We start from the raw sequence: 12,698 nt of genomic DNA, 5'->3' as shown, positions 1-12,698 counted from the left end.
GAAGACGATGACGGATGTGCTGGTGCTGGTGCTGATGCACGGGCCCTGGTGCTGAAACCGGCTCGTACCCGAGCCGGAAGGCCGCGGCCGGACCACCTCGACGGTCGATCTGCCCAGCATGTGCAGGGCACGATCGGTGGTTACGGTGGATGGCCGGGCAACAGGCACAATTGGGGGCGTGGAACCAGTGGAGACGAGTCCGAGACCCGCCGAGCCGTTTCGCAGGGCTGACGCCCGTCGCAACCACGAACGGGTCTTCGCGGCGGCGCTGGACGTCTTCGCGGAAGCCGGTCTGCAGGGCACCGTGCCGCAGATCGCCGAACGGGCCGGAGTGGGCAAGGCCACGGTCTACCGCAGCTATCCCACCAAGGAAGATCTCGTAGCAGCCGTCGTCGACCACCGGCTGGCCGAACTGGAGCGTTTCACCGCACCCGCGCTGGCCCAGACGGATCCGTACGTGGCGTTCAGCCAATATGTGCTCCGGCTCTTCGAGAGCCTCGCCGATGACCGGCTGCTGTCCGAGGCGCTCGCGGACGGCCAGTTCAGGAACATCTCTGGCCTGCTCGACCGGCTGTCCAACCTGATGGAGGTGGCCAAACCCACGGGTCTGGTGCGCGCCGATGCCACTGTGCTGGATCTGCGCGTGGTGCTTTGCGGCATGATGCTGCAACTGATCAGAGTGGCCGACAGGGAACCCGCACTGTGGCGCCGGTTCGGCGAACTGACACTCCAGGCGCTGCGCCCCTGACCGCGAAGGCGGCGCCACAGAGCGGGATCTCGGTCGGCGATGGTCGACAGCTGCAGCACCAGACCGCACAAGACCACGCGCAGATCCAGCGCGGTCGCGTCGGAACGGACGTGCCCGGCCGCCTTGGCCTCCTCCATCAGTTGGGTGAGCCGCTTCAGCAGCTCGGCTGCGTCCGCCGATTGAGCCACGGCCAGGACCTCCGGCGGTAGCCGGTCGTGGGCAAGGCTCTCGAAGAGGCTCCGGACGTAAGCGTCGAAGACCTGGCGGCGATCAGAGCCGGTTGTGGCCGACCCGGTGATCCTGCGTTCAAGTTCCGCCAGACGGTATTGGACGACCGCCTTCGCGAGGTTTTCCTTGGCGGGATAGCTGCGGTAGACCGTGGCCTTGCCACTCCGGCGCGCTGGGCGACCTGAGGCACCGTGCCCTGCAAGCCGAACTCCCGAAAGACCTCCAACGCGGCCGCGAAGACGCGTTCGTGATTGCGGCGTGCGTCGGCGCGCTGGAACGGCCCTTCCGGATCTGCCGGCGGCGGACTGGTCTCCACAGCAATTCCCCCCTTTTCTGCGTTGTGGCCCGGACGGACTGCGTTGCCGACGCGCTCGGCGGCAGGGGACAGCTTGAGACGCGCTGGACGACGACACTGCGACGCCATCCGGACTCTATGGTCCAGTTACACCAAGTGGCAAGCTCCCAGCACAGAAGCCGCCGTGCCCGCCGCGGACACGGCGGCGCAATATCGCTACACGCCAGACGAGCAGAGCTTCGTCGACACGTGGCTCACCGCGGTCATCCACGGAGCCCCCGACACGATTCGCGCCGGCCTCACAGACCTGCAACGGCGCACCCAGGCGGACGAGTTGATGCTCACCACGATGATCCACGACTTCCTTGCGCGCGAGCGCTCGTACGCTCTCGTGGCGGAGGAATTCGACCTGTCCTCGGACGGCTCCTGACGTCGTGGGTGAATCCCACCGCCTGGCCGAAGCCCTCGCCGGCAAGGGCGTCATGCCCCCGACCTGACCGCCCCGGCCAGACCCTGAGAAATTCGAGTGCGCCAGGAGTGCGGTCGGTGTTGCATGAATCAGATGATCGACGAACCGCTGGAACGACTCCGCACCGCCGTACGACGCACCCGTGAACTGGCCCTGAACCGGGCGGCCACCGGCCTGGGCCACGAGGACGCCGACGACGACGTCGGCACGATCGACACGGACGATGCCCTCGGGTTCGACCCGTTCCCTCTGCTCGAAGCCTTCCACCACAACGGCGTTCGGGTCGTAGTGATCGGGCAGGTCGCCGGCATCATGCATGGATCCACCGAACTGACCGGCGATCTAGACCTGCTCTGGGACGGCGCCCCGGCCCACGCCCCAGCCCTGGCGGCCGCCTTCACCTCCGTCAACGCCCGACTTACCGACGAAACGGGCAAATCCGTAGCAATTCACCCGGATTCCTTTCTCCGCCCCAAAGTGCAGTTCACCTCACCCGGAGCCAGCGGCGACTGCTGCACCCCGGCGCTCCCCTGGGGAATCCTTCAAGTCCGAGAGTTCCTCGACCGCGCGATCACCGCAGTCGACCCGGGCGGCCTGGAAGTTCACTACGTCTCCCGAAAAGACCTGATCCAGATGCGCCGCGCCATAGGCCGCCCCAAGGACCTCCGCCGAGCAGCCGAACTGGACTCGTCCGCGTCGGACCGCCAAGGTTGACGGTCCCTGACATTGAGTCATTCGACTGTTCCCGTAGAGGTGCGCCTGGGCGATGCTGGTACTGATTGCCCGCGGGTTCCGGTATTCGCGCAGAGCATCCGGGATGCTGAGCGGGCCGTTCAGGCGGCGCCCGCCCGGAGGGCCTGGTGTCCGGGTGCGGGTGTAACGGTGGCCTCGTGGTGGTCGGATGTTTTGCCCAAGGCGTCGCGTAGCGCGGCACGCGTGCTGATGTTCAGCTTGGGGTCGTGGCACCAAGCCGCCGGAACGACTCGGCGGCGCCGGCCAGAGGCTGCCGGGCCGGCTTGGGGCCGTGCGTGTGTCGCAGCCGGATTCCGTGGGCGGGGTCCGTTCAGGCTAACCGGACCCGAGGGTCCAGTCAACCCGCGATCGGACGGCCGGCCGCCCACCCGGCCCTGAGCGGGGGTTGTGCCACTGAGCTCTCATGGCAGCCGGATGTATCGGCCCTTCCAGCGTGAGCGCAGCCAGCGGTCGTGGCTGGCGATCACGAGTGCGCCGGGTCTCTCGGCGCCCAGGGCCACCTCCAGCTCGTCGGAGAGGCGGGGCGAGAGGTGGTTGGTGGGCTCGTCCAGCAGGAGCAGCTCGGGTGGGTCGGCCACCAGTAGCGCCAGGGCGAGCCGGCGGCGCTGGCCGACCGACAGCTCTCCCACCCGCAGGTCCACGTCACGCGGGCTGATCAGGCCGAGCGAGCGCAACGGCACGGACTCGGCGCGCTCCGTACCGAGCGCCACCTCGTACGTCTCCCGCACCGTCCGGTCCGGCCGCTCGAACACGGTGTCCTGGGTCAGCAGCCCGACACCCGTACGCGTCGAGCAGCGCGGCGTCGTGCGGGGCCTCGGCCAGCGCGCGGGTGAGCCGGTCGAGCTCGGCCAGGTCCGTACGCGCCTCGCGCAGCGCGTCGCCGACCACGTCCGCGATCGTGACCCCGCCGCCGAACGGTATCTCCTGGTGCAGGAAGCCCAGGTCGGCGGGTCGTGCGACGGTGCCGGAGTCTGGCTCGTCCACCCCGGCCAGCAGCCGCAGCAGGGTGGTCTTGCCCGCGCCGTTCTCGCCGATCAGCCCGATCCGGTGGCCGGGCGCGGCGGTGAACGAGACGCCGTCGAGCACGCGCCGCGTGCCCAGCGTCCGTACGAGATCGCGGGCCAGCAGCGCGTCATTCACCGGCGGGCCCCCCGGTCTCCAGCAGCCGCCCGCCGGACAACTCCAGCCGGCGCTCCACCTTGATCTCCGCCAGGAATCGCTCGTCGTGGCTGACCACCACGAACGCCCCCTCGTACGCGCTGAGCGCGCTTTCGAGCTGCCCCACGCTGACCAGGTCGAGGTTGTTCGTGGGCTCGTCGAGCAGCAGGAGCTGGGGTGCCGGCTCCGCGCACAACACGCAGGCCAGCGTGGCGCGCAGCCGCTCGCCGCCCGACAGCACGCCGATCGGCAGGTGCGCCCGCGCGCCCCGGAACAGGAAGCGGGCCAGCAGGTTCATCCGCTCGGCTTCGAGCATGCCCGGCGCGAAGGCGGCCAGGTTCTCGGCCACGGTGCGCTCGACGTCGAGCAGGTCCAGCCGCTGCGACAGGTAGGCAACCCGGCCGTCGGCCCGCCTGATCGTGCCGCCGTCGGGCTCCAGCTCGCCGCTGACCAGGCGCAGCAGGGTGGACTTGCCTGCGCCGTTGGGGCCGGTCAGCGCGATGCGCTCGGGCCCGCGGACCGTCAGGTCGAGGCCGGGTTCGGCGAACAGGCCGCGGGCCCGCAGGTGTTCGCCGTGGAAGACCGTGCGCCCGGCGGGCACGTTGGTCCCGGGCAGGTGCAGGACGATCTTCTGCTCGTCGCGCACCGCGCGTCCCGCCTCGTCGAGCCGGGTTTTGGCGTCGCTGACGCGGGCGGCATGCGTCTGGCCCGCCCGCCCGGCCGACTCCTGGGCGCCGCGCTTCATGTTCCCGGCGAAGATGCGCGGCAGGCCGGCGTTCTTGAGGTTGCGGGCGGCGTTGCTCGCCCGGCGTTCGGCGCGCTCGCGGGCCTGCTGCAGCTCCCGCTTCTCGCGCTTGAGCTCCTGCTCGGCGCTGCGCACGGTCCGCTCGGCGGCCTCCTGCTCGGTGCGTACGGCCTCCTCATACGCCGTGAAGTCGCCCCCGTAGTAGCGCATCTCACCCCGGTCCAGCTCGGCGATGCGGTCCATGCGGTCGAGCAGGGCCCGGTCGTGGCTGACCACGAGCAGGCAGCCGTTCCAGTCGCTGAGCACGGTGTGCAGCCTGCGGCGCGCGCCGAGGTCGAGGTTGTTCGTCGGCTCGTCGAGCAGCAGCACGTCGGGCCGCATGAGGAGCTGCGTGGCCAGGCCGAGCGAGATGACCTGGCCGCCGCTCAGCGTGCCCGTCGTGCGGTCGAGCGCGAGGTCGCCGAGGTCGAGCCGGTCGAGCTGGGCACGGGTGCGCTCCTCGATGTCCCAGTCGTTGCCGATCGTGGTAAGTGCTCCTCGCTCGCGTCGCCCGACTCGATGGCGTCCAGCGCGGCGATCACGGGCGCGATGCCCAGGACCTCGGCCACGGTCAGGTCGCCGACCAGCGGCAGGCTCTGCGGCAGGTAGCCGAGCACGCCGTTGACGGACACGCCGCCGCCGCCGGGCCGGTATTCGCCGGCGATCAGCTTGAGCAGCGTGCTCTTGCCCGCGCCGTTCGGGGCGACCAGGCCGGTACGGCCCGCGCCCACGGTGAAGGAGAGGTCGCTGAAGACGGGCGTGTCGTCAGGCCAGGAAAAGGACAGGTTGGAGCAGATGATAGACGCATTGGACATGCGAGTGACCTCGTACGTACGTGATCCGGACAGCGCTTACGCCGCCCGGCAAAGGAGACAGGGATTGAGGGAACGACGACCAGGGCCACATCGGCGGCGGTCACATGCGCCTGCCGGGGCCGATCAACCTCCGGTATCACCCGGAGATGTCGTCGTCACCTGCCACGTCTGGTCTCCTCGAACTGTCGTACACGAGCGTTCTTCACTATAGCCGCCCACTGCCGTCCGGCGGCAAGGGCGATCTCGTGCGACCTGCCATCTCCACTGTGAGCTGCGGTATCAGCGGCTACCTGCCGTCGCCGCCCCGCGCCCCGGCCCTGAACCGCGCGCGGGTCTCGGTCCTGATGCCGACGTACCGGCAAGCCGGGTTCGTACAGCCGGCTCTCGAACTCGGGGTCACAATTCCTGCGGCCGGTGGTTCCCGGCGACCCGGGAACCAGGAGAGATTTTCATCGTTTTCCTGTGGAGGAGGGGAGAATCCTAGAAAGACATTCCTCTACTTCGATTTCGTACTGCATCGCGATGGGGGGCACCGCCGACAAGAAAGCGGTCATGGCTGAAATCGAACGACGTCGGCGCGTCACCATCAAAAACGACAACAAAGCCGACGCCTACGCCCTGGCCCGCATCGCCAAGGACGTCCACGAGGGCAATCACGGAATTCGGCGTGTTTCGTATGAGCGGAGCCTCCACGGGCATGGGCGCGTCAGCCGCCCGCGAACTGGCTCGACGGGGATTCCACGTCCTGGCCGGCGTGCGACGCGACCGTGACGCCGACGCCATCCGATCGACCGGGATCGAGCCGGTCATCCTCGACATCACCAAGTCCGAGCAGGTGGAGGCGCTCGCGACGCGGGTCGCCGGCGACCCGCGCGCGCTGCACGCGCTCGTCAACAACGCCGGCATCCAGGTGAACGCCCCGGTCGAAGCCCTGCCGATGGCGCAGTGGCGGTGGGTGTTCGAAGTCAACCTGTTCGGTCACATCGCCGTCACTCAGGCGCTCCTACCCGCGCTGCTGCGCAGCAAGGGTCGCGTGATCAACATCAGCTCGGTCGGCGGCAAGGCCGCCATGCCCACCTACGGCGCGTACGCCGGCGCGAAGTTCGCCCTGGAGGCGGTCAGCGACTCGCTTCGCCGGGAGGTCGCACCGCTGGGCGTACAGGTGGTCGTGGTAGAGCCCGGCGGCGTCCGCACGGAGATGGCCGCCCGCGGGATCGCGACGGCGAACCAACTGGCCGCCCAGATGACGCCGGAGCAGGACGAGCGCTACGGCAGCCTGGTCCAGGCGATCAACACGCTGATGGCCTCGGGCACCGCATCGGGCGTGACCGCCGATGCCGCCGCCCGGGTCATCGCGAAGGCCGTGACGACCCGTAAGCCGCGCACCCGCTACACCATCGGCCGGGATGCCGCCCTGATCATCCGCCTGGCTCGGATGCTGTCCGACCGCACGCTCGACCGCGTCATCGCCGCCAACCTGCGCCGCCACTACCCGAAGGGAGCCACTGCGTAACCCACCGGCTCAGGCGCCGGGCGGCCCGGCGCCCGGCCCCCGCGCTGAGCGGGAGGTGAAGCGGGGCGGGAGGCGGACGGCCGCCGTGCGGGGCGAGAGGTAGTCACGCGCGGGGCAGGAGGCGGACCGGGGACGAGAGGGAAACCGCGATGGGAGAGGATGATCGGATGCCGCGGATCCGGGGAGCCAGCATCGAGGAGCACCACGAGATGGTGTGGGCCGACCTCGCCGAGGCGATGCGGCAGCTGCTGCTCGAGCGCGACTACGACTCGATCAACATGGGCCACATCGCGGCCCGGGCCGGGCTCGCGCGCAACACGCTGTACAACTACGCCCGCGACAAGAGCGCGCTGGTCCTGGCGCTGACCCAGCGGGCGGGCCGGCCCGCGGTCGAGCGTGTGGCCGCGATCGCCGCGCGGTCCGCGAACCCGGCCGCGGAGCGGATGCGGGAGATCGTCGTGGCGGTTCTGGAGGCATTCACGGACCAGATCATGCAGCTGATGTTCCGGCCGGGCTCCGATCTGCCGAAGGGGCCGGACAGCCCGTTCCACGCGATCGTGGTGGAGGTGGAGAACGTCGTCCGGGCCGGCATCGCGCGCGGAGAGTTCCACGACGTCGGAGACGTGCACCTCGCGGTGGAGCTGCTGTCCGGTGTCATGCGCGCGGGCGCCGAACGCATCGGCCGGGACCCGGACGCCTTCGCGGCCACGGTCCGCGCGGCGCGGGAGATCGTCCTCGCCTCTTTGGCGCTCGACCAGGTGGTCGTGTGCCGAGACGGACAGGCACACGCGGTCCGGGGAGCCGGCACGCCGGACAAATCCGATCGGCCCCTTGAGGAGGAATGACCAAGTGAACGGCCTGCCCGAGCCTTTGAGGCAGTCGGTGGCCGCTCGAACCTACGTCGCCGTCTCGCTGTCGGGAGCCGTGGGCGCCGCCGGGCTGGAACTGTACGGCGCGGGAGCGCTACCCATGGTTGCGGCCGCACTCATGGCCGTCACCGCGCTGCTCACCTGGGCGACCGTACGAACGGATACTCGTTCCTAGAGCCGACGACGTGCACGAGATGCCCGCCTGTCTGCCCGCGACCACTTAGGCCACCATCTCACCGGTAGGACTCAGTCTGGTCGGCGGGAGGCGAGGAGTTCCTCCACCGCCTGCGACGCCTGGATGGCGCGGGGGAAGCCGCCGGGGATCGTGGTGAGGTAGACGATCTCCTTCAGGTCGTCCTCGGTGGCGCCGGCGTTGAGGGCGTACCCTCCGTGGATTTTGATGGCCCGCGCTGACACCGTCTTTCTTGGCCTGCCGCTGGACCGAGTCGGGGGTGGACCTGCAACGGAACCCGCTTATGAAACAAGCCCAGACGGCCGCGCAGCTACGAAGAACTCGGCAAATGTCTTGGCGAGTGTCTCGGGATGGGTGAGCGGGGCGGCGTGCCCGGCGCTGGGGATCTCGCGCACCCGTGCGTTGAGGATGTGGTCGGCCACGTGCCGCGCGCTGGCGTGGTAGAAGGGCATGGTGTCGGATCCGTGCAACACCAGCACCGGAGCGGAGATCGCGCCGAGCACGGCCGGATCCTCAGCGGTGGGGCCTTCGTAGGCCACCACTTGCTGGAGCATGTTGAGCAGGTGCGGGACGTAGCGGCCCGCGGCCTCGAAGTAGCCGGCCTCCTCGGCCACGGCCATCTCCTCGTCGTTGAAGGGCCCGCCTGCGAACGCGCGGACCGCAGCCGTCAAGTCGCCTTCGGCGGCCAGTTCTCCCATCCGGGCGACGGCGTCGCCGATAACCGCTTGCTCCCGCTCGTCCATCAGGCCCCGCATCGGAGGCTCCACGAGGACCACCGCGTCCACCGCGTCGGACCGCGCTGCCGCGCCGAGCGCCAGGTTGGCGCCGGCGGACCAGCCCACCAGTCCGGTCGGCCCCCCGATGCTGTCGACGTAGGCGAGGACGTCGTCGACCTGCCGACCTGGGCTGAGGTCGGGGTGGTCGCCGCTGAGGCCACGGCCGCGCATGCTCGGCAGATGGCAGGTGAACCGGCCGGTCAGGTGCTCCAGCAGCCGGTCCCAGTCGATGTCGCCGTCGCCGATGCCCCCGTGCAGGAACACCAGTGGCCGTCCCTGGCCGTGCACGGTTCCGCCGATGGTGACGCCGTCGGTGGTGGTGACGTAGTGCGTGCGCTGTGTCTTCATGGCAGGCTCCATACAAGTAAACACGTTTACATTCGCACGATAGCGTCACCCTGTTTAGTAAGTAAATACGTTTACTTACTGCCTTCCCCGGCACTGCCGTGCAGCAGTGCCCGCACTCCCTGGCGGACGTACTCGACCACCTGCTCGGGCGGCGCGGTGGCCAGCCGTCCCTGCGGAGACGCCCACCGCAGCACCCTGATCCCAGCGAGAAGCGCGGCGGCCAGCTCCGCGCGCAGCCGCGGGTCGTCACCGGCCGCGACCGTGGCGAACGGCCCGACGACATTGTTCTCGGCGTAGTCCCGCACCTTCTCGGGCAGCCCCTCCTCATCGGAGGTCTCCCCGATGAGCCGCCAGACCGTGAGCAGGTCGTCCAGGCCGGGCGAGTGCGCCGCGCTGGACGCCAGCAGCTCGGCCATCCGGTCAGGCAGTTCCTCGGCCGGTACGTCCAACCGCCCGAACATCGCCGAGTCCGCCGCCGCCGTGGCGAACAACCCTGCCTTCGACCCGAAGTAGCGGTACACCAGGGCGACGTTGACGCCGACCTCCGCGGCGATGTCCCTGACACTGACCGCCTCGAAGCGGTCACGAGCGAACCGCTGGCGGGCCACCTCCAGCAGCGCCTGCCGCGTCGCTGCGGCGTCACGGCGGCGCCGCGGCGCCGCCGCCGTGCCCCTGGAGTTCGATTCCTCCGCCGCCATCACCGTCACCACCAGGATTCGACGTCAACGGTGGTAACGCTAGCTGACGTCTGCCCTTCTCCCCCAAACAGGGCTTGGGAGCCGGCTGCCGGGTCTGCTCATGACGCATCAGGGACACCCGTGTCCCTAGCGCCACTGAGTGCAGACGAGTCCCGCCGATTCCTCGTCCGCATGTTCGGCCAGGCCCGCGCGAATGCGGAACCGACGGCGACCGACGACGTCATCGACTTGTGCGGGGGTCTGCCCCCGGGCACTGTCGATCGTCGGAGCGAAGGCAACCTACCGCCTGTCCCTGACTGTGGAGCGCATAGCCGACGGCATCCGGGCCAAGCCATGTCTCCTCGACACCTTCGCGGACGAGGGCGAACCGGCCCTTGACATCCGCTCCGCCCTCGCATGGTCCTACAAAGCGCTCGGCCCCGAGTGCGCCGAGCTCTTGCGCGCGTTGAGTGGCGTCGAGGCGGACGATCTCACGCCGAGGACGCGGTGCCGCTTGTGCATTGGCCGCTGACCAGCGTCAAGCTGGGCTTTGGCGGCCTCGCGCAGGTCCACCTGCTCACCGAGCACGAGCCGGGCCACTACGCGATGAGCGAGTTCGTGCGAGCCTACACGCCTCGGAACTCGCCGAGCCGAGCCAAGTCGAAGAGGGTGCGCCTCCGTCCGGGCGCCCCGATGAGGGATCCGGGCGAGGCACGACCCCGGGGTTTCTTGCCGTGGGTGCCCACGCTCAGGCCCCGCCGCTCCCGTCCGTGACGGCGTAGGACCTGACGTGGTCGATCGCCATGTCGAGCCCGATCCTCATGGGCCCGGTGTCGTGGGCCGTCTGCGCCAGGAGGTATCCGCCCTGCAGCGCTGCCATGAGGCCGGTCGCCAGTCGACCGGAATCCGTGTCCTTGCGCAGCACGTGGCCAGAGCCGGGCGCCGGCGCTGGGCCTGCGCCTGCTGCGCCCCCAGGGCACACTGGCCGACCTGGCCTTCTACACTCGGGGCGCCGACGAGGTACGGCCCGGCGAGGAGTTCCACCACAACGGGCTGACCGTGCGTTGCGCCGAGATGGGCGGGGTGCCGCGCGGCCTCGCGCACGCCTGGGACCGCGAGCGGCTCTCGTACGAGACGATCGCCCTGCTGCGGGAGCGCGTCGGGCTGCTACGCCGGCACGTGATCACTGACGTTGCCCGCTTCGCCGAAGCACCTCAGCTTCTGACCGATCTCGCGGCCGGACGCCGGCACGCTGTGCAGGGCGTGCTCAGCGACGACGTCGAGGACGAGAGCGGCTGACCAGCTGAAGTCGCGGCTGCCGTGGCCGCGCAGCGTGAACGGGTCGAAGTACTCGCGTAGCCCCGCGCGCGCCGCGGCGCAGAGTATGCCGTTGGCGAGATGTCCCGCGAGGTCGGGGCGGCGCTTCTTGAGCCCCTGCCAGACGAGCCAGTCGAGGTTGATCCAGCTCGGCCCGCGCCAGTAGCGGGCGGGGTCGAAGCCGGGCGCGAACGGCGAGTAGCCGGGCAGCACGCCGTCCTTGAGCGCGAAGCGGTCGAGCGCGGTGTCGATCAGCGCGTCGGCCACCTTGTCCGGCAGGTCGGGCAGCAGCAGCGGCATGAGCCCGGCGGCGCTGGCGGAGTCGATCAGCTGCCCGGTGCGCACGTCGCGGGCCTGGAAGAGCGCGCCGTCGAAGAGGTGGTCGACCAGGGCCCGGGTCGTCGCGGACGCCTCGCGCTCGTGCGGCTCGGGGTCGAGCCCGAGCTCCCGCGCGATCGCCGCGAGGGTGTGCTCGGCCAGCCCGTACGCGGCGTTGAACAGCGGGTCCTCGACCTGGAACGCCCCGGGCAGGCGGTAGCCCGAGTCCCGGTAGGCGAGGGCCAGGGCGACGTAGCGCGCGTAGTCGCAATCGGTGGGCCGCTCTTCGGCGCTGACGGTGTCGAGGTCCTTGCGGACGAGCCCGGTCTGCCCCGGCTCCACGGCCTGCAGCGGCTCATCCCAGGCCGGGCTGTTGTCCATGCCCGACTCCCAGGGATGCACGATCGAGATCAGTCCCTTGGCGGAGCGCCGGTGCGTGCGCAAGAAGCCCTGCTGCGCCACCAGCCGGGGGTAGATACGCCGCAGGAACGCCGGATCGGGCTCGGCCAGGTGCGTCTTCCACGCGGCCAGGGCGTGCACGGGCGGCTGCACGATCCCGGAGGTTGCCGATCCGGACGGCGCCCGTACTCCCCAGAACTGTGGTCCTGGGAAGTAGGCGGCCTCCGGCACCTTCGGGTTGAACACGATGTGCGGCACCCTGCCATCCGGCCATTGGGCGCAGAACAGTGACAGCAGCTCCGTCCTGGCCCGTCGCGGTGACAGGCGGGCGTTGCCGATCGCGATGAAGGCGGAATCCCAGCTCCACTGATGCGGGTAGAGGCGACGGGAAGGGACCGTGTAGTTGCCGTCCCAGTTGTTCACCAGAACGCGCACGGCGTCGCGAAGAATCATAGATATTTCCTGACGAAGGCAGCGGTTTGGGGAAGCACGATCTCGGGGTCGCCGCGCAGGCGGCACTCGAGAGCGAGGTAGCCGTCATAGCCGACGGCGTCGAGCGTGGCCAGCTGGGCGCTCCAGTCGAGGTGGCCGGTGCCGGGCTGGTTCCTGTTCGACTCGCTGATCTGTATGTGGGCGATGTAAGGGGCGGCCTCGATCAGGGAGCGGCAGGGGTCGTCCTCCTCGATGTTCATGTGGTACGTGTCGCCGACGACCCTGATGGAGTCCATGGCGCAGTAGGAGACGGCCTCGGCCAGGGTGTTGACCATGTGGTTCTCGTAGCGGTTGAGGGGCTCCAGCATGATGAGCACGCCGTTGCGCTGCGCGTGCTCGCCGAGGATGCCGAGCGCCTCGGCCAGCACCTCGCGGTCCTCCTCGGGGGTGCGCGGCGGCTCGAACGGCGGCAGCCTCCGGGAGAACTGGCCCCAGGACGCCGGGGTCATGACTCCGATGCCGCCCAGCTCGGCGTCCATCGCGAACGCGAACTTCTCCTGCAGGGTACGGCCAGGCAGAAGCTGCTCCTGTACGGCGAGCTTCACT

General features: G+C 69.8%; 14 protein-coding genes and 2 pseudogenes. 6 read left to right on the top strand and 10 right to left on the bottom strand.

The window, feature by feature from the left end:
- Nucleotides 1–178: 178 nt before the first annotated feature.
- The 3 genes from ITP53_RS05680 to ITP53_RS05670 all read left to right on the top strand — a co-directional run bounded on the left by ITP53_RS05680 (nt 179) and on the right by ITP53_RS05670 (nt 2,454).
- Nucleotides 179–748 carry a TetR/AcrR family transcriptional regulator gene (locus ITP53_RS05680; protein ID WP_207755563.1) on the top strand — a complete coding sequence of 190 codons (570 nt, stop codon included), beginning with the start codon at nt 179–181 and terminating at the stop codon, nt 746–748.
- A gap of 707 nt (nt 749–1,455) precedes the next feature.
- Nucleotides 1,456–1,701: an LLM class oxidoreductase gene (locus ITP53_RS05675; RefSeq protein ID WP_195894220.1), complete on the top strand. Its 246-nt coding sequence runs from the start codon at nt 1,456–1,458 to the stop codon at nt 1,699–1,701.
- 132 nt (nt 1,702–1,833) lie between these two features.
- A complete protein-coding gene (locus ITP53_RS05670; RefSeq protein WP_236050483.1) occupies nt 1,834–2,454 on the top strand; it encodes a hypothetical protein in 621 nt (206 codons plus the stop codon).
- A gap of 440 nt (nt 2,455–2,894) precedes the next feature.
- Here ITP53_RS05670 and ITP53_RS55835 read toward each other — a convergent pair.
- The 4 genes and pseudogenes from ITP53_RS55835 to ITP53_RS59075 form a co-directional block, all read right to left on the bottom strand.
- Nucleotides 2,895–3,269 (bottom strand): annotated as a pseudogene (locus ITP53_RS55835) (ATP-binding cassette domain-containing protein); the annotation flags it as partial.
- A gap of 181 nt (nt 3,270–3,450) precedes the next feature.
- Nucleotides 3,451–3,579, bottom strand: a pseudogene (locus ITP53_RS61700) (ATP-binding cassette domain-containing protein); the annotation flags it as partial.
- A gap of 46 nt (nt 3,580–3,625) precedes the next feature.
- Nucleotides 3,626–4,900, bottom strand: a complete 1,275-nt coding sequence (locus tag ITP53_RS05660) for an ABC-F family ATP-binding cassette domain-containing protein (RefSeq protein WP_328814092.1) — start codon at nt 4,898–4,900, stop codon at nt 3,626–3,628.
- The gene (locus tag ITP53_RS59075; protein ID WP_268960942.1) at nt 4,822–5,250 is read right to left on the bottom strand and encodes an ATP-binding cassette domain-containing protein; all 429 of its coding nucleotides are present in this window, start codon (nt 5,248–5,250) and stop codon (nt 4,822–4,824) included. The genes ITP53_RS05660 and ITP53_RS59075 overlap by 79 nt, the downstream gene beginning before the upstream one ends.
- Before the next feature lie 676 nt (nt 5,251–5,926).
- On the opposite strand from ITP53_RS59075, the gene ITP53_RS05655 reads away from it, so the two are divergent.
- From ITP53_RS05655 to ITP53_RS05645, 3 genes are all read left to right on the top strand, one after another.
- Nucleotides 5,927–6,763, top strand: coding sequence for an SDR family oxidoreductase (locus ITP53_RS05655; protein ID WP_195894218.1), 837 nt, complete (start codon nt 5,927–5,929; stop codon nt 6,761–6,763).
- 167 nt (nt 6,764–6,930) lie between these two features.
- Nucleotides 6,931–7,608: a TetR/AcrR family transcriptional regulator gene (locus tag ITP53_RS05650; protein WP_195894217.1), complete on the top strand. Its 678-nt coding sequence runs from the start codon at nt 6,931–6,933 to the stop codon at nt 7,606–7,608.
- 4 nt (nt 7,609–7,612) lie between these two features.
- Entirely contained in the window at nt 7,613–7,807 is a 195-nt protein-coding gene (locus ITP53_RS05645) for a hypothetical protein (protein ID WP_195894216.1), read from the top strand.
- A 71-nt stretch (nt 7,808–7,878) separates the two neighbouring features.
- Here ITP53_RS05645 and ITP53_RS57055 read toward each other — a convergent pair whose 3' ends face one another.
- The 6 genes from ITP53_RS57055 to ITP53_RS05615 form a co-directional block, all read right to left on the bottom strand.
- Nucleotides 7,879–8,049 (bottom strand): carboxymuconolactone decarboxylase family protein, encoded by a 171-nt coding sequence (locus tag ITP53_RS57055; protein ID WP_195894215.1) that lies wholly within the window; start codon nt 8,047–8,049, stop codon nt 7,879–7,881.
- Nucleotides 8,050–8,106: 57 nt separating this feature from the next.
- Nucleotides 8,107–8,949, bottom strand: a complete 843-nt coding sequence (locus ITP53_RS05635) for an alpha/beta fold hydrolase (RefSeq protein WP_195894214.1) — start codon at nt 8,947–8,949, stop codon at nt 8,107–8,109.
- A 71-nt stretch (nt 8,950–9,020) separates the two neighbouring features.
- A complete protein-coding gene (locus ITP53_RS05630; RefSeq protein WP_195894213.1) occupies nt 9,021–9,647 on the bottom strand; it encodes a helix-turn-helix domain-containing protein in 627 nt (208 codons plus the stop codon).
- 727 nt (nt 9,648–10,374) lie between these two features.
- Entirely contained in the window at nt 10,375–10,551 is a 177-nt protein-coding gene (locus ITP53_RS05625; RefSeq protein ID WP_207755562.1) for a hypothetical protein, read from the bottom strand.
- A gap of 242 nt (nt 10,552–10,793) precedes the next feature.
- Complete coding sequence (locus ITP53_RS05620; protein ID WP_207755561.1) at nt 10,794–12,113, bottom strand: MGH1-like glycoside hydrolase domain-containing protein; 1,320 nt, start codon at nt 12,111–12,113, stop codon at nt 10,794–10,796.
- Entirely contained in the window at nt 12,110–12,697 is a 588-nt protein-coding gene (locus ITP53_RS05615) for a sugar phosphate isomerase/epimerase family protein (protein WP_195894212.1), read from the bottom strand. The genes ITP53_RS05620 and ITP53_RS05615 overlap by 4 nt, the downstream gene beginning before the upstream one ends.
- Nucleotide 12,698 lies beyond the last annotated feature (1 nt).

Source organism: Nonomuraea cypriaca (assembly GCF_015645445.1).
GTDB classification, from domain to species: Bacteria; Actinomycetota; Actinomycetes; order Streptosporangiales; family Streptosporangiaceae; genus Nonomuraea; species Nonomuraea cypriaca.
This window is presented reverse-complemented; position numbering and strand designations above follow the sequence as displayed.

What these genes read in the sequence shown, in the direction of transcription:
- ITP53_RS05670 (WP_236050483.1), top strand. Translation starts at nt 1,834, where the DNA reads ATGATCGACGAACCGCTGGAACGACTCCGCACCGCCGTACGACGCACC.
- ITP53_RS59075 (WP_268960942.1), bottom strand. Translation starts at nt 5,250, where the DNA reads ATGTCCAATGCGTCTATCATCTGCTCCAACCTGTCCTTTTCCTGGCCT.
- ITP53_RS05655 (WP_195894218.1), top strand. Translation starts at nt 5,927, where the DNA reads ATGAGCGGAGCCTCCACGGGCATGGGCGCGTCAGCCGCCCGCGAACTG.
- ITP53_RS05650 (WP_195894217.1), top strand. Translation starts at nt 6,931, where the DNA reads ATGCCGCGGATCCGGGGAGCCAGCATCGAGGAGCACCACGAGATGGTG.
- ITP53_RS05635 (WP_195894214.1), bottom strand. Translation starts at nt 8,949, where the DNA reads ATGAAGACACAGCGCACGCACTACGTCACCACCACCGACGGCGTCACC.
- ITP53_RS05630 (WP_195894213.1), bottom strand. Translation starts at nt 9,647, where the DNA reads ATGGCGGCGGAGGAATCGAACTCCAGGGGCACGGCGGCGGCGCCGCGG.
- ITP53_RS05620 (WP_207755561.1), bottom strand. Translation starts at nt 12,113, where the DNA reads ATGATTCTTCGCGACGCCGTGCGCGTTCTGGTGAACAACTGGGACGGC.